Annotated in this window: 18 protein-coding genes; 17 read left to right on the forward strand and 1 reads right to left on the reverse strand. The window is 65.0% G+C overall.

What is annotated here, in order from left to right:
• The first annotated feature begins 547 nt into the window (after nucleotides 1-547).
• From AC6CHX_RS19260 to AC6CHX_RS19340, 17 genes are all read left to right on the forward strand, one after another.
• Complete coding sequence (locus tag AC6CHX_RS19260) at nucleotides 548-1,327, forward strand: DUF2637 domain-containing protein (RefSeq protein ID WP_498274264.1); 780 nt, start codon at nucleotides 548-550, stop codon at nucleotides 1,325-1,327.
• A gap of 237 nt (nucleotides 1,328-1,564) precedes the next feature.
• Complete coding sequence (locus AC6CHX_RS19265) at nucleotides 1,565-2,308, forward strand: RNA polymerase sigma factor (RefSeq protein ID WP_498274266.1); 744 nt, start codon at nucleotides 1,565-1,567, stop codon at nucleotides 2,306-2,308.
• A gap of 60 nt (nucleotides 2,309-2,368) precedes the next feature.
• Nucleotides 2,369-3,706, forward strand: a complete 1,338-nt coding sequence (locus AC6CHX_RS19270; protein WP_498274268.1) for a M23 family metallopeptidase — start codon at nucleotides 2,369-2,371, stop codon at nucleotides 3,704-3,706.
• Between the two features lie 47 nt (nucleotides 3,707-3,753).
• Entirely contained in the window at nucleotides 3,754-4,419 is a 666-nt protein-coding gene (locus tag AC6CHX_RS19275) for a hypothetical protein (protein WP_498274270.1), read from the forward strand.
• On the forward strand, nucleotides 4,416-4,550 hold the full coding sequence (locus AC6CHX_RS19280; RefSeq protein WP_498274271.1) for a hypothetical protein: 135 nt from the start codon (nucleotides 4,416-4,418) through the stop codon (nucleotides 4,548-4,550). Before AC6CHX_RS19275 ends, AC6CHX_RS19280 begins: the two co-directional genes overlap by 4 nt.
• Nucleotides 4,551-4,552: 2 nt before the next feature.
• Complete coding sequence (locus AC6CHX_RS19285) at nucleotides 4,553-4,864, forward strand: hypothetical protein (RefSeq protein ID WP_498274272.1); 312 nt, start codon at nucleotides 4,553-4,555, stop codon at nucleotides 4,862-4,864.
• Between the two features lie 2 nt (nucleotides 4,865-4,866).
• Nucleotides 4,867-5,934 (forward strand): hypothetical protein, encoded by a 1,068-nt coding sequence (locus AC6CHX_RS19290; protein ID WP_498274273.1) that lies wholly within the window; start codon nucleotides 4,867-4,869, stop codon nucleotides 5,932-5,934.
• 14 nt (nucleotides 5,935-5,948) lie between these two features.
• Nucleotides 5,949-7,484: an SCO6880 family protein gene (locus tag AC6CHX_RS19295; RefSeq protein WP_498274274.1), complete on the forward strand. Its 1,536-nt coding sequence runs from the start codon at nucleotides 5,949-5,951 to the stop codon at nucleotides 7,482-7,484.
• Nucleotides 7,481-8,959, forward strand: coding sequence for a hypothetical protein (locus AC6CHX_RS19300; protein ID WP_498274275.1), 1,479 nt, complete (start codon nucleotides 7,481-7,483; stop codon nucleotides 8,957-8,959). The genes AC6CHX_RS19295 and AC6CHX_RS19300 overlap by 4 nt, the downstream gene beginning before the upstream one ends.
• On the forward strand, nucleotides 8,956-10,287 hold the full coding sequence (locus AC6CHX_RS19305; RefSeq protein WP_498274276.1) for a MinD/ParA family ATP-binding protein: 1,332 nt from the start codon (nucleotides 8,956-8,958) through the stop codon (nucleotides 10,285-10,287). Before AC6CHX_RS19300 ends, AC6CHX_RS19305 begins: the two co-directional genes overlap by 4 nt.
• 12 nt (nucleotides 10,288-10,299) lie before the next feature.
• Complete coding sequence (locus AC6CHX_RS19310; RefSeq protein ID WP_498274277.1) at nucleotides 10,300-12,117, forward strand: type IV secretory system conjugative DNA transfer family protein; 1,818 nt, start codon at nucleotides 10,300-10,302, stop codon at nucleotides 12,115-12,117.
• A gap of 38 nt (nucleotides 12,118-12,155) precedes the next feature.
• Nucleotides 12,156-12,530 (forward strand): hypothetical protein, encoded by a 375-nt coding sequence (locus tag AC6CHX_RS19315; protein WP_498274278.1) that lies wholly within the window; start codon nucleotides 12,156-12,158, stop codon nucleotides 12,528-12,530.
• Entirely contained in the window at nucleotides 12,520-12,975 is a 456-nt protein-coding gene (locus AC6CHX_RS19320; RefSeq protein ID WP_498274279.1) for a hypothetical protein, read from the forward strand. The genes AC6CHX_RS19315 and AC6CHX_RS19320 overlap by 11 nt, the downstream gene beginning before the upstream one ends.
• A gap of 172 nt (nucleotides 12,976-13,147) precedes the next feature.
• A complete protein-coding gene (locus AC6CHX_RS19325; protein ID WP_498274280.1) occupies nucleotides 13,148-15,388 on the forward strand; it encodes a DNA topoisomerase in 2,241 nt (746 codons plus the stop codon).
• Nucleotides 15,389-15,427: 39 nt separating this feature from the next.
• On the forward strand, nucleotides 15,428-16,369 hold the full coding sequence (locus AC6CHX_RS19330) for a hypothetical protein (protein WP_498274281.1): 942 nt from the start codon (nucleotides 15,428-15,430) through the stop codon (nucleotides 16,367-16,369).
• A gap of 86 nt (nucleotides 16,370-16,455) precedes the next feature.
• The gene (locus tag AC6CHX_RS19335; protein ID WP_498274282.1) at nucleotides 16,456-16,923 is read left to right on the forward strand and encodes a single-stranded DNA-binding protein; all 468 of its coding nucleotides are present in this window, start codon (nucleotides 16,456-16,458) and stop codon (nucleotides 16,921-16,923) included.
• Nucleotides 16,924-17,059: 136 nt separating this feature from the next.
• Nucleotides 17,060-17,563: a hypothetical protein gene (locus AC6CHX_RS19340; RefSeq protein ID WP_498274283.1), complete on the forward strand. Its 504-nt coding sequence runs from the start codon at nucleotides 17,060-17,062 to the stop codon at nucleotides 17,561-17,563.
• A gap of 60 nt (nucleotides 17,564-17,623) precedes the next feature.
• Here AC6CHX_RS19340 and AC6CHX_RS19345 read toward each other — a convergent pair whose 3' ends face one another.
• Nucleotides 17,624-21,412, reverse strand: coding sequence for an AAA family ATPase (locus tag AC6CHX_RS19345; protein WP_498274284.1), 3,789 nt, complete (start codon nucleotides 21,410-21,412; stop codon nucleotides 17,624-17,626).
• Nucleotides 21,413-21,577: the final 165 nt, after the last annotated feature.

Below are 21,577 nucleotides of genomic sequence, written 5' to 3' on the forward strand. Positions count from 1 at the left end.
CTGACCCTGCCCCGCCTGCCACGCAGACCAGCAGCACGACGGGAGTCCTGCCTGTCAGTGAAGAGGAACCCGGTACGGATCCCGGCACAGATCCGGGGACCGATCCGGGGGTGGATCCTGGCACTGATCCGGGTCCTGACCCGGGTGTTGATCCGGGTGTTGATCCGGGTGCTGACCCGGGGACGAGGCCTGAGTCTGGTTTTGACCCTGGTGCGGGGTCGGAGAAGCCGAAGCCCCTCCCGGAGACGAACGCAGGAACGGGCAATGGCGGGAAAGACTCGGGTGTCTCGTCGACCACGTCTCGCGGGGACCGGTCTTCGTCAGCGTCGCAACTCGCAGCAACCGGTGCTGACGAGCGGCGCACTCTGATCGGGTCGCTGATCGCCGCGTTCTTCCTCACCGCCGGCGCCGCGGCCATGTTTTGGTCCCGTGCGGGCGTCCGCTTCGGCCGGGTCGCGCGCAACGACACCGTCTGATCATCTGGCCGGTGTCCTGCAGGAAGCCTCTGCAGGACACCGGCCCCAAACTTTCCGGAAGGGACCGTGTGATGAGTGACCCGCTCGTGGTTCGCCCACAGAACAAGAGTTTGGCGGTAGCGACAGCTGCCGGCGTCGGCGCGTTGGCGATCGGCGGGTTCACCCTCTCGTTCACGGCTCTGCGTGAACTTGCACAACGTGAGTTCGCGATCGCCCCGCACCTGTCGTTCATCTACCCCCTCGTGATCGATGGGTTCATTGTGATCGCGACGGCGGCCGCGTTCACAATGAAGACGCGCGGCCCGCGAGTGACGTGGTATCCGTGGGCGGCGTTGGTGGGATTCGGGGCGCTGTCTGTGCTGGGGAATGCGGCTCATGCAATCGATAACCCGTCAGCGACATTTCCCGGGTGGCTGTCCGCGCTCGGTGCGAGCGTGCCCGCGGTCGCCCTTCTGGTTGCCTCCCACCTGATGGTTCTGATGATCGATGGGAAATCTGCAGCGGGTAGGCGTGCACGCCCCAAGAAGCCCAACGCCCGTTCGACCCCAAAGCCGCCAGAGGGGGCGACTATGCCGCCACGTAGCCAGCCGGTGACCGTCACGGCTCCCGTCGAGGACGTGCCGGTTGAGGTTCGTCGGCTGCATGCGGTGGATCAGCCCATGGTCAAGGCGAACCTGACCGCCCAGATATCTGAAGCAGTAGCGGCCGGTCGACCGGTGACGGCAGCGATGGTCGCCGAGCTCGAGGGCGTGTCCGAGCGGACAGGTCGCCGTCGACTGGCGGAACTGCGGGAACAGCACCCTGAGCTGTTCGCTCCCACAGTGCAGATGCGGCAGGAGAGTTCCCGGTGACAGGTTTCGCGATCGTTCCCGTGAAGCTCGCGCGGTCCTCTGTTGTTTCGGCGCAAGCGAAGGCCGTGTATGTGGCGTTGATGTCACATTCGGGTGAGGAGAGCGTCGATTTGTCCCAGCTCGCAAGGGAAGTGGGAACCACCCCGCAGGCGACACGGAAAGCGTTGGATGCGTTGCACCGACGCGGGTGGGGGAGCGCACTGGACGTCCTCGCTCCCACTGTCTTGGACGCATCAGATGGATGAGACAACGAAGGCCCTGTTGGGGGAAGTCGACCGTCTTCACAGGTATGTGCAGGGCCGGATGTGGGGGTTCCCCAGCGATGTAGACACCGTGCTGCAGGAAGCACGTGTCACCGTGTGGCGGTGCGCGCCACGGTTCGATCCGGCGCGGGGTGAGGCCGACGCGTTCGTGTTCGGAATCGTGTCCCGGGTCACCAGTAAGGAGATCGGTCGGCTCATGAGGTCACCGTTCACTGCTCCTCTGGAAGCGGCGGAGATGATGCTGGCTGACGACGGGGATGACGTGCTTGACAGCCTGGTCATCAGTTTCGAGTCCGAGACGCAGGAGCGTCGTGTGACCCAGTGGCTTTCTGTGGTGGCGGATGCGGCCAGCGAGGTCGAGTGGGCAGTAGTCACGGCGCTGAGCCGTTTCGATGGGGACACGGCGGCCGCGGCCGCATCGCTCGACATGAGTGTGGGCACGCTGCGATCGGCACGGGGGAGAACTCGGGCTCTGGTGCAGACCACTCGAGCGGCGATGGCGCTGCTCGAGGTGGGGGAGACGCCGACTGCGGAGCGGTGTGTCCCGGTGGAGGGTGGGCTGCGGGATGTGCTCGCGTTCGTCAATGCGCAGCGTCCATCGGAGGCGGCCGCGGCGTTGGGGATCGCTGAGGGCGTGTTTCGGACCCGACGTGCTCTCGTGAGGCGGACGGTCGCGCTCATTGAGGATTTGGTGCGCGCGGCGACATCTCCTGCGTGAATGTTGCGCTGTCTCTCGTCATGCAACTGGGTATGCGTGCGAGAGACGGGAACGATTCTGATGGCTGTAGGTGTGGGAGCTGCGGTCAGCGCGGCTGCGAAAGCGTTGGGCTCGGCAGCGGGAAAAGCTGCTCGTGGGGCCGCGGCCCGGAAAGCGCAGAAGAAGAGTGGGGGGATCCTTGGCCTGTTCGCCATGGTCGCGGCGCTCTTACTGGTGCTGACGATCATTCCGGTGGCGTTGATCGGTGTGGCGTTCTCGGTGGGGATCAGTAGCTTCGTGGTCGTCATCGGGGAGAAGGACCCGTCGGCCGGTGCGCAGATGGGCGGCACGATCCCCACCTGCGCGGTGCTGCGTCCCGCCTCGGCGGTGGACCCGGTGACAGCGAACGGCACCTGGTCGCTTGAGCAGCTCGAGAACGCGCGCACCATTATCAGCGTCGGACGGGATCTGGACTGGTTGGCGTTCACCGACGAACAGTCACAGCACCTGTTGCCTCCCGTGGGGAACTGGCCGACGAAGCCTGTGGCGACAGTGCCCGTCAAGGCGGTACAGATTGCGTTGATCACCGCGATGCAGGAGTCATCGTTGACGAACCTGGACCACGATGACGATGCGATGAACCCTGATGGGTCAATCGCTGACGGTGGGGGACTGTTCCAACAGCAGGTGTCGCAGGGCTGGGGCACGTGGGCCCAGATCACCAACCCGGCTTGGTCGACGTCGAGATTCCTGTTCGCGTTGGCGAAGGTGAACGGGTGGGCGGACATGTCTGGGTGGGAAGCCGCACATAAGGTGCAGCGGAATCAGCGGGCCACGGACTATCAGAAGTGGTGGGACGGCGGGGACGCCACCACGCTGATGTCCCGGTTCCTTGACACGTCGAACTGTGCGGCCTGGCCCCTCTCGCAGCCGTACAACCTGACCTCCGGGTACGGGCCGCGCAACATTTCTGTCCCAGGAGCGTCGAAGTGGCACCCGGCATGGGACTTCGCGAACGGTTCGCGCAACGGGACGGTGTTCTCCATGCGGCCGGGGACGGTCACCACCATTCACGGCCCCGCGAACACTCTCGGTATCACAGACCCGGAGACTGGGGCGGAGATCCAGTACCTGCACATGGAACCGGGGACAGAGCGTGTTGCCCTGGGAGACACGGTGGCTGTCGGGCAGGAGCTCGGCCCGATGGGCAACTATGGCGTCTCCGGGGGGCACCATTTGGATCTGCGGATCTATGCCCCGCGAGTGGCCGGAACTCCGCGACCGACGGATGCTCTCACCCATACCGAGGATCTCACCGGTGCCGCTCGTGCCGGGTACGTCCATCCCCAAGAGTTCGCTTCCTTGTTCGGGCTAACGCTGTGCCCGCCGGAATGGTGTAACACCAACGGTCTGAACTGAATGTTGTTCACCCTCCCACCTGGCAACTGGGTGGGAAGGAGGTCGACATGAATCGACACACACCGCACCGCCTGCTGGTCGCTGCAGCACTCGCAGGCATCATCGCGGTCACCACCGGTTGCACCAGCACGGCCACAGACGCCACCCCGACGCCCTCGCTCACCCCGGTACCCACCGCCGATCCATGGGAGGAAACCGGCCCGGTCAAACCGTTGGAACAAGCGGCTCTCGCGAATGGCCTGTGGAGCATCTACGAGGTGGTCCGCTACCGGGCCGGCACCGGGTGCGGGTGCACGGAGACTGCAGGCGGCTCCGAGCTGTTCCCTGCTGGGTCCGAGGCGGTGCTGCTGCGGCTCACGTTCACCCCGCAGTGGTTGCCGGGACAGGAAGGGAGCACCTGGACGATCCCCGACCTCACGCTGGTGGGCGATTTCCCGGCCGACGACGGCATGGCGGTCCTGGAAGACACCGAAGGCCCGAAACGGGCCCGGGAGGCCGGCCTCCCCTGGGGCCCTGACGGCCTGTTCCCGACGATGCCCGCCACCGTCACCAACGAGGTACCGGTGTCGTTCGCGGTCGCCTACTACCTCCCCACAGGCGCCCAACGGCTGGATCTCACCCTCACCGGTCATTACGAACCCACCGAGGTGAATTGGCCCGCCAAACCCTCGGTGATCGAAGTTCCGATCGAAGTCCGTGTGGACCACGAATGACTGCCACTGACATCGCGGAGATCGCCGCCGCAGGGCTCCTGCTGCTCGTCGTCGTGACCAGCGGCATCGCCATGCGGGCCATGCTCGCGCACCGCCGTATCCAGAACCGCCACAACGAATGGGAGAAGTAGCCATGTCCATCCAGTACTCCATCACCTCGATTGTCCCGGGCGCAGGCCTTCCCGACCCGACCCCGGATTGGAACTTCATCGGCACCGACGCCGGCATCGAGCTCTACAACGGCATCTACACGATCGTGCTCATTCTGTGCGGTATCGCCCTGCTGGTCGGCGGCCTCCTGACCGCGTTCGGGAAGGTCGGCCAGCACCAAGGTTCGTTCACCGCGGGCCTGTGGACTGTTGGCGCCGCGGTCGGTGTCGCCGCGCTCGTCTCGGGCGCAGCGGTCCTGATCAACTGGGGCTCCGGCATCAACCTGGGTTCCTGAGCATGCTCCCTCTGTCCGAAGGCGGCTTCCCGGAGCCGAAGTTTGATTGCGGGTGGGGTGACTTCAGCTGCTACACCAACGAGAACGTGTTCAACGTCATGATCGGCGGGATCACCGGAATGGGAGACTTCACCGCCGACATCATCGTGAACGCGTTCGACAAGCCGATCACCAACGCCGAGTGGGGCATCGCCTACGGGCAGTGGGGCATGTGGGCGGCAGTGATGCTCATCTTCGTCGCCATCGTGATGATGTACCAGATGGGCCTGGGCCTGATCCTGCAGAACCGGCGCCGCATCGGAACCGCGGCGCTCGGGGGCATCTTTTCCATCCCGATCGCCGCACTGGCGGTGATGCTCATGGCCCGCGTCGTCAACGCCGTCGATACCAACTCGCAGAAAGTCGTCGAGTCGATCCAGGGTGGAAAAGTCGGCGAAGCGCTCATCGCCACGATGGGCCTGGACGGTAGCAGTGGCGAGTTCCGGGAAACGTCGGTCATCCACACGGAAGTATCCGACGCGGTCGTCGCGCAATCGATCGCCGGTCTGATCCCGGCAGGGTTCCTGCTCATCCTGATGATGATCGGTGGGGCGCTGCTGGACATGGCCATGAGCTTCCGGAAAGACGGCCTGTTGATCCTCGCCGCCCTCGCACCGATCGCGTTGATGATGATCGGCCAGGGCAAACTTGCCGCCTGGTCCGAGAAGTGGCTGTCCATCGTGACGGGTTTGGTGCTGATGAAGCCACTGGTGATCGGGATCCTCTCGGCAACCATCGCGTTGTCCGCCGACGCCACGGGAAGCACGTTCTCCGACCTTCTGGTGAGCGTGCTGATCGTGTTCGCGTGCGCCTTCGCACCGTTCTGGGTCGTGAAACTCGTCGACGTCACCGGCGGCGAGATCGGTCACGCGATGGCCAACCGTCCGTCAGGTCGGTCGGGCATGAACCGCACGAACACCATCGTGAACAACAAGGTCGTCCAAGGTGCCGCCCGAAGTGTGAAGAACGCCACATCGGCAGCGGGCCGCGGCGTCAAATCGGCGCTCAGCATCCTGCGCCGCAAGAAGTAAGGAAAGGACACCTGATGTCGGTCATCACCGAAGAACTCATCCCCACAGTCCGATTCACGCAGCGCGAGCGGCGCGGAGTGTTCCTTGGGCGCAGCTGGCCACAGATCCTGCTGGCCGGCACGACGATTCTCGTCTTCGTGGGCATGCTGCTTCTTATCGGCTGGGAGCACGCGATCTGGTTGCTCCCGCTGGTGCTCATCCTGGTGGTCGTCGGGGTGTGGCAGTGGCACGGCCAGCCGCTGCTGAACCTACTCACCGACTGGACCACCTTCCGGTCCCGGGCGGCGCGCGGCCAGACAAAGTACCGACGCGATGTGTGGGCAGAGGACCGCCGAGTGGACCTTCCGGCGGGCACACCTCTGGGCAACGCTCCGCACCCGCACGTGTTGAACACGGTGACCCTCCCCGGGGGACTGGGAGAAGTCCAGTACGTCGACATCACCGGTCGCGGCGGTTTCGTGTTCAACACGAAAGAGAATCTCGCCGCCGTCACCGTGCGGGTGAAAGCCACAGCGTGGCTTCTTCGAGACGATTCCCACAAAGCCTCCTCCTACCAAGGTTTCGGTGGGTGGATGTCCAGTCTGGAAGGAATGCCCGGGTTGGACGAGGCGGTGTTGCGGGTCCGTGTGGATCGGGCCCCGTCGACAGAACTTGTTGAGTATGCCCGTCAGCGCGAGGACGAGTCCCCTGTCCCGGTGACAGAAGAGTTGAAGCGGTCATATGACTGGTTGGCGTCCGCGGAACAGGCGCGCTCGATGGAATTCACCAGCACCATCACCGTCTCGTTCGACACGGGCGCGATGAACACCGACATTCGAGACTCGGGTGGGGGTCTGGCGGGCCTCGCCGCTGTGCTCGTCGACCGAGTGCAGGCCCTCAAGGACAGCATGGACGACCTGGGTGTCGAGTTTGAAGCCTGGTTGGGTGCGGAAGAGCTCGACATGACAACGACCACGGCGTTGGACCCGGTGACCGCTTCCGCGCGTAGGGAGAAGCTTGGCCGGTCCCGGAAGGAGATGCGATCGCGTTCCCCGATCATGGCCGGCGACGAGTTCGGTAACCACGTGATCTTCGATGAGACGGTGCACCGCACCCTGTGGATTCATGAGTGGCCGCGAACCAAGGTGCGCGTCGGGTTCTTCCAGCCGTTGCTGTATACCGGGGAGGCGACGCGGTGTTTGGCAGTCCAGTTCCGCCCCGTGCCGCTCCACCAGGCACAGAACGAGTTGGGATCCGCGCAGGTGGACATGCAGACCGCTGAGAACATCCGCCTGAAATGGGGCGGCCGCACCAGCATCGCCCACGACCGCGAACGCAGTGACCTCGAGGAGAGAGAAGAAGACCTCGCCGACGGGTTCACGGATGTGCGCTTTCGTGCTTTTGTGACCATCAGTGCCCCCACGCTGGCTGACGTCCGCCGAGACCAGGCCAGCTTGGAGCAGGCCGGCTATCAAGCGGGCGTGCGAATGAGTCCGATGCGCTGGAGGCAGTGGGCTTCGCTCGTGACGAGTTCTCTGCCCGTGCCGACGAAGGGGAAGGGCAAGCGATGAGCGCATCCACTCGTCTAATCGTCGATTCACGATCAGGTCAGGAAACCAAGAGCGAACGGCAGGAGCGAGAAGCTGAACGTCGTCGCGCCGCGACGCCGGAAGCAGAGTCCTCCACTGCCGGCGGGCTCCTGCAGGTGGGCGCTTTCCCCTCAGCGAAGATGCCCCGCAAGGGGTGGAAGGTGGCGCACTCGTTGCGCGGCCGGGTGCGCGTGGACCCTCCAGCGCACCGCTCGTCTTCACGGGTCTTGGCGGCCGCATACCCGTTCCTCGCGGAGAGCGGCGAGATCATGCGTGGGGCGTATGTCGGGGAGAACATGCTCTCTCGGAGCCCGTTCTGCATGGACCCGTGGGAGGCGTACGACGCCGGCGTCATCAAATCTCACTCTGCATGCCTCATCGGCGTAAAGGGGACAGGCAAATCGATCCTTGCTAAGGCTTGGGGATCCCGACTCTCTCGACTCGCGCGTCACATCGCGGTCCCTCATGACCCGAACGGTGAGTGGGTGCGGGTCTCCGAGTACGTCAACGGCCCTGGCCGGGGTGTCGTCAAGGCGGGCCTCGGCACGGGCATGAAGATCAATCTTCTTGACACGGGGGAGCCGGACACCACGTTCAGTCGCGACGACTGGCGTGCGTACGTCCTGCAGGAACGCCGCGCGACCGTGAAGGCCATCGTTTCGCAACTGCGAGCGGGTAGGTCCACAGGAGAGTACGAGCACACAGCCATCGACGAGGCCCTGGAATCTCTGATGGGACAGACGACCGTGACTGTGGTCGATGTCTTCCATGCGTTGCGCGGCTACGAGTCCAACGAGGACGAGGTTGTCCGGGCAGCCCATGGGTTGGCCCACACGATGCGTCGCCTGGTCGCCGGTGATCTCGCCGGCATGTTCGACGGCCCGTCCACGGTGACATTCGACCCGACCCTGCCGATGATGGTCGTCGACACATCGGCGTTGAAGAACGCGTCCGCCGACATGCAGGCTCTCTCACGGCTGGCGACATCACGGTGGGTACGCAACGCGACGAGTGGATCGAACCAGCGCCCGCGCGTGATCGTGCACGAGGAAGCGGCGATTGCGTTGATGAACGACGTGTCCGGTGGGGCAGGCCTGGAACGTCGGGTCGCCGACGAGAAGGTTGCCCGCCACACCCTCACCAGCAACTGGTACCTGCTGCACCGCATCACCGATCTTGACGCGCTTGGCGATGAGGGTTCAGCGGTGCGCACCCAAGCTCGAGGGTTGCTTTCCGACTGCGACACCAAAATCAGCTACCAGCAGAACCCCGGTGAGATCCCCCAGACCGCCGCAACCTTCGGGTGGAACGACACCATGTCCGGTCTGGTCCGCGAACTCAAAAAGGGCGAAGGGCTCTGGCAGATCGGGCAAGAGCGGGTCGCGCTCGTGAAGAACAAGCTCACCCCGAAGGAGTTCGAGGTATTTCGGACAGATCAGGCAGGACGGACGCAGTGAACACCGAACAGCACACCAGCGGTCAGATTCGAGCGATCGTGAAGGGCACCCAGGCGATGCTGACCCTCCCCGACAGCACGGTCGAGAGCATCGTGGTGGGCGACGACGAAGACATTCGCGGGCAGATTCTGCGACGCAGCGTCACTGCCGCCCGCATGCTCAGCCAGAGCATCGTCCTGTCCTGTTCGGGCGACGGAGGCGACGTGGAGCTCCACATCGCCTCCGATGGCTCCGTCACCGTCGCAGACGCCGAAGAGCCCCGCACGGTCACCAAAGAACGGGGAGCCGAGGAACAGGCCCCGTCCGCAGACACAGGACACACTGACATCGAAAGAACGGATGTCTGGGATGTACCCCGCTCTGGGAAGACCATCCCCTCCCTGCAGGCCCTGATGGCGCCGCTCAAGGAGCCCACACGACGAGATGACGACCGCGTATTCCCCCCAGCAGCGGAGCTCGCCCCATCGACCACGGAGATCGAGCCCACCCCTCGGCTCACCGTTCCCGCGTTCGGAGTGAGGCCGTCCACGCCGCTGGCGGAGCCGGACCAGGAACAGGGCAGACCAGTGACGCCTCCCCGCCGCGGCGAGTGTCGGCGCGTGGTCGTCGGTAACGGGAAGGGGGGCGTGGGGCAGTCGATGACCACGGCGATGCTCGCTGCCGCGCTGGCGCGGGGGAGTGGGGAAGGAGTACTCGCGTGGGACAACAACCCGACTCGAGGCAGTGTGGGGTGGCGCACCGAATCGGCCACGCACGCTGCGACGGTGCAGGATCTCCTCGACAACGCCGGCCGCTTGTTGGCCTCTAACGCGCCGTCGACGGCGCTGAACAAGTTCGTGCACCATCAGGCCTATGACCGGTATGACGTGCTGCGGTCACATCCGCAGCCGATCAATGCGGACGAGTTCGCCCTGATCAGTCAGGTGGCCTCGCACCATTACCGTCATGTCGTGTTCGACAGCGGCACCGACGAATCCACGCCCTGGTGGTCACGCATGATCGACCTGGCGCACCAACTGATCGTGCCCACAACGACGTCACCTGATTCGGTCGAGTCTGGGTTGTTGCTGCTGCGCGAACTCTCGGAACGGGGGGCACGCTTCCAACGTCTCGCATACAGCGCCGTGGTCGTGCTGACCCACACCGAAGCGGGTGTCACACCGAACACCGATGAGCTCCGGGCCCGGTTCGTAGAGCTTGGGGCGAAGGTCGTGGAGATCCCGTTCGATCCGGGTCTGCGAGCGGTGCGACTACGGTTCGGGGCACTTGCCCAGCAGACGCAGGACGCCTGGCTCGACGTCGCCGCAGCAGCGGCCGAGCGGTTCTAGGGAGAAAAACTGATGACCAGACAAGGACAGGTTGTCCTCAGCGCTCTTCTCGGGGCGATCGCTGCGGGGGTCGTTTCGACTCTGGCCGCGGCCGCGGCCGCGACGTTCATGGTATGCGGGGCGTGGCCGACTCGACTTGGCTTCTTCGACGGGTTTTGGCTGCTGGCCGGCAAGGACGTCACCATCGTCACGCCGGACGGTTGCTCTCCCACCCGGGCATGGGCTTTCGGCGCCCTCATCGGAATTGCACTCCTGGTGGCGGCCGTGACTGTGCTGGCAACGCTCGCGTGGATGAGGTGGCGCGAGTCAGATGCCTACTTTGTCCGTGAACTCCGTATGCGGCGTGGGTTCGCGTTGCGCCCCGAAGTCAGTGCGAGACTGTCCGCCCGTGCGGTGCGGAGCAAGGCGAAGACCTTGCGCCCCGATCTTGGGAAGACGGCGCAGGCGAAGGACGTCGCCTGGAAGGTGGGGGCATCCCGCGGGGTGGAAGCATACGTATCGATCGAGGATTCGGTGATCGTGATCGGTCCACCACGTTCCGGGAAGGGATTCCGGTTGATCATCAATGCGATCCTCGACTGGCCCGGCCCGCTGATCACGACCTCGACCCGCAACGACAACCTGGCAGCGACCATGGCGATGCGAGAGAAGGTCGGCACGGTGACGGTGTTTGACCCACAGAGACTCTCGGGGGTGCGCTCGGCAACGAAGATCTCACCCCTTACCGGGTGTGAGGATCCGATGGTGTCAGAGCAGCGGGCCGCTGCCCTGATCGCCGGTTCCGGGCTGGGCACGTCCGGTCAGAACATGGAATGGGCAGGAGCTGCCAGGGAGGTGCTCTCACAACTGCTGTTGGCGGCCGCGGTCGACCGGCGCGACGTGCGTACTCTCGCCCGGTGGGGTGGTAACCCTGCCCAGGCGGTGGAAGCCGTCGACATTCTGGAACGCTCCGGCCCTCCCGGGTGGGCGACCAGTCTGGATGCCGTCCTCACGGGGGACGAGAAGTTGCTGGCAAACAAATGGTTCGGCGTCTCAGGAGCAGTAGCACCCCTGCGGATCCCACAAATCGCGGAGGCGATGACGCCCGGGCCAGGGGATCAGGTGTTCGACCCGATCGAATTTCTGAAGGGGCAGAACACCCTGTACCTGATCGGCACGAAATCCGGCGCCGGCGCCGCGGGCGGATATCTGGCTGCACTGCTCGACGACATCGTCGAGCAGGCCCGTCGCCGTGCCTTGTCAATGCCGGGCTCGCGTCTGAGCCCTCCGCTGGGGTTGATCCTTGACGAGATCGCAAACATCTTCGCCTGGCCCGCATTGCCCACGGTGATGGCAGATGGCGGTGGTATCAACATCTGCCCCCTGGTGGTTTTTCAGGCGCGTACCCAGGCGGAGACGGCATGGTCGCGGGCGGAGATGGATTCGGTGTTCTCCGCGGCAACCGCGAAGGTGCTGCTGGGTGGTTCCACGGACACCGCGTTCTTGCGCGACATGGAGACGCTGGCCGGACACCGCGACAAAGACCGCCGCAGTCGTTCCTATAGCGACCAGGGCACCTCACATTCCGTGCAGTCCGAGCGGCTAATTCTTGTCGAAGCCGAAGAGATGCGCCGCTTTCCGCAAACGTTGGGGCTTCTCACGTACCGCAACATTCGCCCGGTGCTGCTGGACCTGGATGCGTGGATTGACCGGACAGATGCGAAAGAGATCCAGGCGGCGAAGCGGTCGACCGAGAACGCCCAACGTGCGGTGTTTGCGGAGCAGGATGCGTTCGCCCTGGCCAGGCGCCAACGATACGATCGCACGGGCGAACCGGGAGAGCGGGAATGAGGTTCGGCCGGCGCGCACCGCGTCGACGAAAGGGATACGTGCACGGATATCTGAAGTCAATCGTCTGGTTCCGTCGGCGCGACCAGTGGTTCATCGAGGAGACCGCACGGCATGGCACCGTACGTTGCATCGTCTGCCGCAAATCTGGACGACCAGCGCGTTTCGAACTGCACCATCTGGACTACACCGGCGTCACCCAGACCGCCACCGGGCAGTGGGTCGCGGGAGAACGCCACGAAGACCTCGTCGCCGCTCACCCCCGCTGCCATGAATGGATCCACACCCTATTGGATCGGGACACCGCCGCATCAGCGGCCAAAGATCGGCGCACAGCAAACGTCCGAGTGATTCGAGGGCTGCGCGCGAAGTTCGCCGTGACCCTCACACAGTTGGGGGATGATGATGGCCTCTGACGACGACATGTCGATCGAGGAGCTGGTTGCCAGTCTCAGCGACGACAGTACCTGGAGCGACGAGGCCCTCGCCGATCGTGCCGGCGCACCGCAGATGATCACGCCCACGGTCGTGAATTGGCGCACGATCAGCGACCAGGACCGCCCCGAGGCATGCGCTGCCCTCGCTGATTGGGTTCAGAACTGGTTGGTGCCGCGGTACGTGGTGCCGCGAAAGCTCATCCCCGACTGCTGGCACCAGCACTCCGCGATGGTGGAGGAGCTCTCCGCCCTCCATATCGCCTGGCTCGTTGCTTTCGACGCCGCCGACAGCGGGTTTGGCCCTATCGGGTGGCACGAACGCTATGCCCTCGCGTGCACCCGTGAAGCGTTCAGGGAGAAGTGCACCGATGGACACCGTGCTGTTCCCCCCCGAGAAATGACCCCGGTCACCGACACGTTCTGACCGCCGCGCAATCTCTGACCGCCGCGGCCAGATTGAAGCCCCACCGCCAGCATCGGCGGTGGGGCTTCGCTGTTCTCGGACGTCCTCTATTGAATGTCGCCGCCGCCGTTTCCGGGCAACTGGAACGAGTACTGCAGCCGCGAGGGCGTGCGAGGACGGAGAACTGATGAGCATGACACCGAAGGCCCGTGTGGTGGGGATTCTGACCGAGAAACCCGGGGCAGCAAGTTACATGGCAGCCGCGTTGGGCGGCATGCGAGGCCGGTTCAACGGTGAAGAGTATGTGATCGCGCACGCCGTCGGCCACCTGTACGAGTTCGTCGACCCGCACCGCATGGTCGCCGACCCGGCACGGGCGGCGCACTACAAGGCGTGGGACCTGGCCCACCTGCCCTGGGCACCAGAGGAGCTCACCTGGCAGCTGGAAACGATCCCCACAGCCAAATCAGTAGCCGCGGACGTGAAGCGCACACTCGCCGGCTGCGATGAGCTCGCCATCGCCACAGACGTCGACCCGTCCGGTGAAGGCGGCATGATCGCCGTGAACGCGTTCCGAGAACTCGGACTACAGCCGACGTCGTGGTCGCGAATGTACTTCACCGACGAAACGCCTCTGTCTCTGCAGAAAGCGTTCACCGAACGCCGACGCCTCCCATCCCTGGAGGACCTCGATGAGTACAGAAAGGCGATGTACCGGTCGAAGTTCGACTTCCTGTCGATGCAGTGGACCCGTTGCGCCACGGTACTCGCACGGACCACCGGCCGCGACGTCGTGCTGCGACAGGGCCGGCTGAAGTCCGCGATGGTGACCCTCGTCGGCGACCAGATGAAAGCACACCTGGAGTACGTGAAACGGCCCTACTTCCAGAACCGGTTCCGGGACGAGAACGGCATCTCCTATACGCATAAGGAAGAACCACGCTTCGACGATCCGGGGCAAGTCCCGCAGGTGTACTCGCCATCAGCCGTGGTACTCGACGACACAGCCATCAGATACACGGCACCGCCGAAGCTGCTTGACCTCTCCACGCTGTCAGCGATGCTGGTTGGCGACGGCACGACGGCAAAGCAGGTGCTGGACACCTACCAGCGCATGTACGAGGCGCAGGTCGTGTCCTATCCGCGCACCGAAGACAAGACCATCACCCCCGAGCAGTTCAACGAACTCGCACCGCTCACCAACCAGATCGCCACGGTCGTCGACGTCGACCCGACCATCCTCACCCGCCGCGCCCCTCGAGCGACGCACGTGAAAGCGCAGGGAGCCCACGGTGCGAACCGGCCCGGGCTGAACGTCCCCGCAACCCTCGACGACGTCACACAGAGGTTCGGGCACACCGGTCGCAAGATCTACGAAGTTCTCGCACGGAACTACCTCGCAATGCTCGCCGACGATTACTCCTACGAGCAGCAGAAAGGACACCTGCAGGACTACCCGGACTTCGCGGGCATCGCGAACGTGCCGCAGGCCCCCGGCTGGAAGAGCGTGTTCAACCCGGATGCCGGCACAGACTCCCGTGATGCCGCGGCCGAGGACACCGGCGCCACCGACAGCCCTGTCGGTCTGGGCACAATCGCGGCGCCGTTCGTGTTCGAGGGCGCCAACAAGCGGCCGGAGCATCCGAGCATGAGTTGGCTGATGAAGCAGCTCGACAAGCGGGATGTGGGTACCGGCTCCACACGAACATCCACGTACAGTGATGTCACCAACACGGCCAACGCCCACCCCCTGCTCGAAGCGCAAGGCCGCAAAGTTACCCTCGCCGACGCTGGGCTGATCAGCTGGCAGCTTCTGCACGGGACCCGCATCGGCAATCTTGACCTCACCGAGAAGGTGTACGCCGACATGCGAGAAATCGCTGCCGGCACCGCAACCGCCGAGGAACGTCTCGCCGCGGTGTCCGACTGGGTCCGTGAAGACATCGTCACGATGACGCAGAACGCGGCGGCACTCGGACGTGCCGATGGTGCACCCGCGCCGAAGGAGCGTGTCACCGGCACGTGGAGGAGCCGGGAGGTCACATTCCTCCGCGAATGGGGAGGACACCGGTTCACCGACGACCAGGTGAAGCAGCTGCTCGACGGCGAAACGATCGAATTCACCGCGCTGAACCAGAAGGGTGTGACCTTCGATGTGTTCGGGGCGCTGGCCGATCAGGAATACAAGGGCCGCGCGTTCGTGGGATTCGTCAGGCAGGGCTTCGGGCGACGCGACGCCGACGGCGCCACACTGCCTCCAAAGCAATGGTGCTCCCACGTCTTCACCGCGAAAGAGATCCAGCAGCTCCTCGCCGGAGTCCCCGTGACAGCCAGCGACTTCATCAGCAAGAAGGGCAAACGGTTCCGATGCACCGTGTCCTTCATCGAAGAGACGTCAGGCGAAGGAAAGAAGATCGTCCCCTCCTTCGCCTGACGTCACCCACCAAACCTCACGAAACCGAAAGGCGACGCCATGTCGAACAAGTACCTGACCGATGTGCACCTGAACAGCGCGGAACTTGCCACGCTCCTCACAGATATCCCGGAACTATCCGAGTACATCAACGTCGACGACATACTGGACCTCAGCAATCGCGATGCCGTGATAGCGATCCTCAATACCTACGCCGCCGCCGTCGACTCCGCGGAGAACGTCGTTCCTGAGCACCTGACGGACATCGTTCGGGACGCGAAGTCCGTCTGGAATGAACTCGGCTTTGCTGCGGCCGAGGCCGCATACGAAGACCGGTGGAAGTCCCATTCTCCCGCTGACACCGCTGCCGCTGCCGCTGCCGACGACCTGGCTGCAGCCGCTGACGTGGCTGACGCCGACACGCGCGACACAGACAACGACAACGACTGGCTCACGCTTGAGCAGCGTCAGGACCATCGGTGGAAGACCTACGAGAGCGAGACCTTCGCGCGGGTCTTCGAGTTCGACAATCAACGCCGGCTCCAGCTGTGGACCGAAGGTGACGAGTTTGCCGGCACACCCGAGGGCTGGAGTTGGCAGGAACAGGTGTGGACCGGGCAGGACTGGGCTGACATCGAAGACATCCAGACAACGAACGATCCGGAGAGCCTCGCCCTGCAGATGGAGTGGTTCCGGGAAGACGTAAGGGCAACCGACATCCACCTGGCAAGCCCGACCGAACGCCACGCCCACAAGATGGCCACCGGGGCACTTCAGACGATGACTCAACTGCAGGGACAGCTCCGGAAGCTCGAATCGAAGCTCACAGAAACGGAGGACAGGCTCCGCGCTAGTGAGACCAAGAACGCGAAGATCGAGTCCGCACTCATCTCCCTCGGCCAACGATTCATCGCACCCTCGAAAACGTTGCGAACGTCACCGGAAAGCACCGGGCCGACGACCGCTCCGGCACAGGTCGCCACGCCCGGACCTGACCTCTAACCCGGGTCTGGATCGACGGGGCCTCAGTCCTCGTCTCACTGGGGCGCCTCACCTTTGGGCGCCCCTTAGTAGAAAGAAGAATGAAGATGGCTGTGAAGGTACCGATTACCGTCGAGGGGAATCTCGGCAAGGATCCGGAGCTCGGTGAGAAGGATGGTCGCGCGTATGCGCGTCTGTTGGTCATCGAGAACGATCGTCGGTTCAATGACGAGACGAACGAGTGGGAGGACGTCGGCGAACCGATCCTCCACAATGCGGTCGTGTTTGGTCGTCAGGCAGAGAACGTCGCAGCGTCACTACGGGGAGGCCATGGAGTTATCGTCACTGGCGACTTGCACTTCAAGTCGTATGAGAAGGACGGTCAGCGTCGACAGGGGACACAGATTGTGGCGTCCGCTGTCGCACCGTCGTTGAAGTACGCGACCGCAGAGGTGCAGCCGAACGTGAAGGGTCCGCAGCGCAGGCCGGAACCGTGGGTGTCGCCGTCCGCAGATGCCACGGGACCGGTGGCGGTGCCCGATGCGGGCTGGGAGGTGGCGAGCATCCCGCGCTGACCGCTGACCAGTCCCTGGAGGGGCGTGTGGATCACCAGATCCATACGCCCCTCGTTCTGTGTTGGTCGCCGGGCTGACAGGGTGGGACGTGTGCGCGTCTTTCGAGCGGTACGTCGCACGCTTAGGAGGCGGTGTTGTGATCGAGTCTGTGGCGAGGGCGGTCTACGGTTCGTTCTGGTTGATTCCTCTGATCATTGCGGGTGTGGGCATCGTGGCAGTGGTGCGCAAAGAGCTGCGACAGGAGAAAGCCAACAAGGCCACAGGGTTGACCGGCCGGGCGGCTCGACGGGAATACCGGTTCTCTCGGATTGATGAAACCGTTCGGGGCTTCCGGCGGCAAGGAGCGATCGGCGCCAAGGTCAAACGTGTCTACCAGCGCGGCAGACGCGGATCGAAGGCGATTATCGTTCTGCCGGATGGGGACCGTGTGGATGCCTGGTTCTGGTGGTTCACTCCGCAAGCGGGTTCTGTCGTTTTCATCTCCCCGTCGGTCGGGTACGGTCGCCACACGTCGTCCCACAGAGTTCACTACGTGGGCTCTCCCAACCAGCATGGGGTGTACGGGACGATCGGGGCGAGCGACGCACGATTCCACGCGGCTTACGCCGCCAAGGCCGACACCGGGGTCCGCTTCCGCTGAGATAGCGGGCCGGCGCGGGCGTCGGCCGTGAGCGTCCCGCACGATCGCGGATGGCATGGTTTAGTTCAGAGTCGGCCCGTCTGCCCGGCGTCTCGTTACTGTGGCAGGTCCCGCTCCTGCGGGGTCGGAGCGACGGCGGTGTGTTTGGCGTGCCTGCTCTTCTTCGATCGCCCGGCGGGGCGCGGCGTGCAGTTCGGCCAGCTCTGTTGTCAGACGTGCTCGGCCCTGCTCGGTGAGGACGGTGCCATCGTCATCGACGCCGACGTCGAGCTGGGCACGCAGCTTGTCGATGCGTTCGGTGATCGCTGCCGTATCCGCTTCGAGCTGGGAGCGGATGCCTTGTTCGCGTTCGATGGCCTGCAGGAGTCGCACTCTTTGGGTGTGCCGGGCGACGACCTGGTCGTAGGCGTCCTGTGCTCCCTCGAGGAGAGTGGCGACTCGTTCTCGTTGCTCGACGGTGAGGGGGATTCCGTCCGGGCCGGCGTCGGTGCGCAGCATGGTGTGGACAGCTGCGATCTTCTCTGCCCGACGGTCTCGTTCACCTGCGAGCTCGTCAAGTTCGGTCTTCGCCTCGATGGCCTTCGCGCGCAGCGCCTTGACCATCCCGAGGGGCCGGCTGGCACGATCGTCCCAGGCAGGAACGTCCTGGGTGAACCGCGCCCGGGTCGCGCGGCGGCGGGCGTCGTCCTCATAGGCGGTGACGTCGGGGCCGAGCTGATCCCGGATCGCGCTCTCGCGCTGCAGGTCATTGATGCGACGGGTGATCTTCCCGTACGCACGCGACAGTTCGGCACGCTCCGACCGGGCGGCGGCGAGCCGCGCATCGAGGGCATCCTTCGCCGGGAGCAGAAGCGGGGCCGGCTTGTGGTCACGGTCGCTGACCGCGGTGGCGTGGCCGACAGCGGACCAGGTCGCGATCTTGACGTTCAGTTCGTCGAGGGCGGTCTGGTCGACGCTGATGGTGTCACCAAGGCGGGCGATCTGTTCGTAGAGGCTCTTCTCCTGGTCGACCGCATCGGCGAGCAGCTCATCAATGCGCGACCAGGTGCCGAGGGGACGGGCCGTGCGGTCATGCCATGGGGCCGGCGTGCCGTCATCGTCGACAGGAACGTCGACACGGCGAGCCGCCCGGTCAAGCTCGAGCTGTGCCGCAGCGCGCGCATCGTCGAGGGTCGCCTCAATGCGGCCGCGGCGCATCGTGTCGACCAGTTGCGCGCGGGCTTCCCTGTTGCTGTCCGCGACGAGGATGGCGGCGTTGTGGAGCCGCCCGCGGGTGAGGCCGACGTAGAGGCCCGCAGCGTCGACGCCGGGGCCGACCAGGGCGCGGTCGGTGGTCTCACCCTGCACACCGTGCACGGTGGCCGCGTAGGAGAGGTGGGCGTGCTCGGCGAGGTAGGCGCCGTCGACGTCGCGGAACACTCCGGAATCTTCCACGGAGGTGAGGCGGGCGGAGCGCACGCGACCGGTCAAGGTCAGGGAGACCTTGCTGATCGTCCACTGCTGACGGTTTTCGACGTCGCGGTCACTGTTGTTGCGTCGGGTTTGGATGATGTCGCCGATGTAGGCGACCTGCCCGCCCTGCAACCCGACCGGACGGGTGGTGTCGAGGTGTCCGGCCTTGATGCGGCGGGCCTGGATGGTTTCGCTGATCGTCTGCGATTCCTCGTGGGTGGCGGTCACCAGGGCGATGCGTTCCCCGGACGAGTAGCCAGCAAGCCACGCCTCCACCATGTGGGCGTAGGCGTCCTGTTCGGTGGCCACGATGACCGCATGACCGGTCTCGATGATTTCGTGCGCAACCTCGCTGGCGTCCTTACCCGGATCCCGCACCCGCAGCGACAGGTCCGCCCACGCCGTGTCCTTGGTGGGCTGCCCGTTTTCGTCGGTGGTGAGGAACCGGTGCACGGAGGACAGTTCGACGACCGCGGAGGAGCGGGTGCGCATCAGCGACATGGCACCGGAGTGACCCACGGGCAGCGCCTGCAGGTGGTCGCCGACCATGGCGATACCGGCACCGGTTTCCAACGCGATCGCGGCGAGGGCGTTCGCGGTATGCAAGTCGACCATGCCCGCCTCGTCGACGACGATCCGGTCGCCGCGATCCAGGGGGAACAACCTCGGGCCCGCGTAGGCCATCTTGGTGGCCGGGTCGATCTGTCCGGGAACGAGGCGAGTCCACACCTGCCCGGTGGGGGAGTCCGTCCACCGGAATCCCCAATCCAGCAGCAGCCCGTGCAGGCTCGATGCTTTCGCGCCGACCTCCCGGCCGGCGACACTGGCGGCCTTCTTCGTCGGTGCGACGACGACCATGCGGCGGCCCTGGTTTTCCAGCAGGCGACGGGCGACCTGTAGCAACGTGGTTTTGCCGGTGCCGGCTGGGCCGGTCACGGTCACCAAGCAGTCCGTGCCGGCGATCGCGGCCGCGGCGTCGGACTGTCCCGTGTCCAGTGTCCGCCCCTTGGCGAGTGTCGCTTTGGCTACCCTGGCCACGGTCTTGGCGCGAACGGTTCGCCCGGGCCTATTGAGACGGTCAAACCGGTCCGCGAGAGTGAGCTTCGCCCCGGCGGTGCGGGTGGCCATCCGGTACTTGACGTGCCCAGGCATGTCCGGAGCCTCGGTGACCGTGACCGTGGAATCAGTGGCCGCGCGGGCGGTCACGTCCTCGATCAGTTCGGTCAGCTGGGGCCGGTCAGCGACCACACCGGACGCGGCCAGGGCACGGACAACACCCGCCCGCAGGTCGAAGTCACTGAAGCGGCCACCCGTGCTGGCCGCACGGCTGTCCGCGTCGGCGACGGCCCGGGCGGCCAGGTCGTCCCGGTCAAGTTTTCCGATCGCGACCGGCTTGACCGGTACCGGCTTCCGCCCGCGGGCGGCCACGACCGCGGGGTCGATGTCCGCGATCTCCCGGCGGACCGTGTCCAACCATTCGTCCTCGTCGACGTGACCAGGCTTGTCCGGACGCTGGTGCGCCCACGCCCACCGGTCAATGGCCATAAGGACGTCGTGGTCAGGTTCCTGGCCGGGGTTCTCCGCCCTCCACGCGGCCAGGCGGACAGCCTTGTTGGCCTCGATCTGGTTCGACCGGCGCGACAGTGGCCGGACGACGGTGGCCAACTGTTCGATCTCCCCGTCGTCCCCGATCGTGTACCCCTTGGCCGCGAGGGCGGCCACCCACTCCGGGTCTGTCCGTGCAGCCAGTTCGCCTTCCGCGTTGACCACGTTCTGGAAGCGGAGCATCACCCGGGAATCGATCGAAGACCACTTCCCGTCGACGCCGAGGACCTTCGCGTTCAACCACAGGTGACGGTGCTTGTGTGCGTCGAGGGCGCGGGAGCGTTCGTGGCGCAGCTCGACGACTTCGATCTGCGCGAGGTCCATGCGTTCGCGACCAGCCTGACCGCGACGACTGTTGAGCTCTTCCCGCCACATCGTGATGATCCGGTCCCGGAGCCGGTCCTGCAGAGCCTCGTAGGCGTCGTTGAGCTCGGGGTCAAGGACCGCGGCGAGGCTGAAACTCTTCGGGGCGTTGATGGTCGCATCGAACACCAGGTCGGTAGCGGGGGATGAGAGGTCCCGGCCGCGGCGCTCCCCGGTATCCGGGTCGGAACCGGCGAACCAGGTCTGCAGTTCGTCGACGTTGAGCCGGTCCAGCGCGATCCCCGCATCGGTGACCACGAACCGGTCAACTGTGGCGCCGGCGTAGCGCGCCGCGGCGATCGTGCCCTGGGTGCTGTCGACGTCCCGATCGTGTCCGGCGTCGCATGCACCGCCGAAGGCGTAGGCGGCCGCGGAGGTCACGCCGGAGGTCCCGACGCCCTTCTTCCACCGTGCAACACCACCCCGCATAAGGCCAGCGTAGCGGCCTTTCACTCATAGTGCCTGCGTGCATTCTCTAATTTCTTATCGGGGAGTGGTAGCTTTCTAGCTATGGCTGGTCGTCTTCTGAGCTGGGTTGCTGGGTCTTCGGATCTGTCGATCAGTGGTGTTCTGAGGGCTGGTCGTCAGTTCGCG

It is taken from the genome of Microbacterium sp. GQ128 (assembly GCF_059758615.1).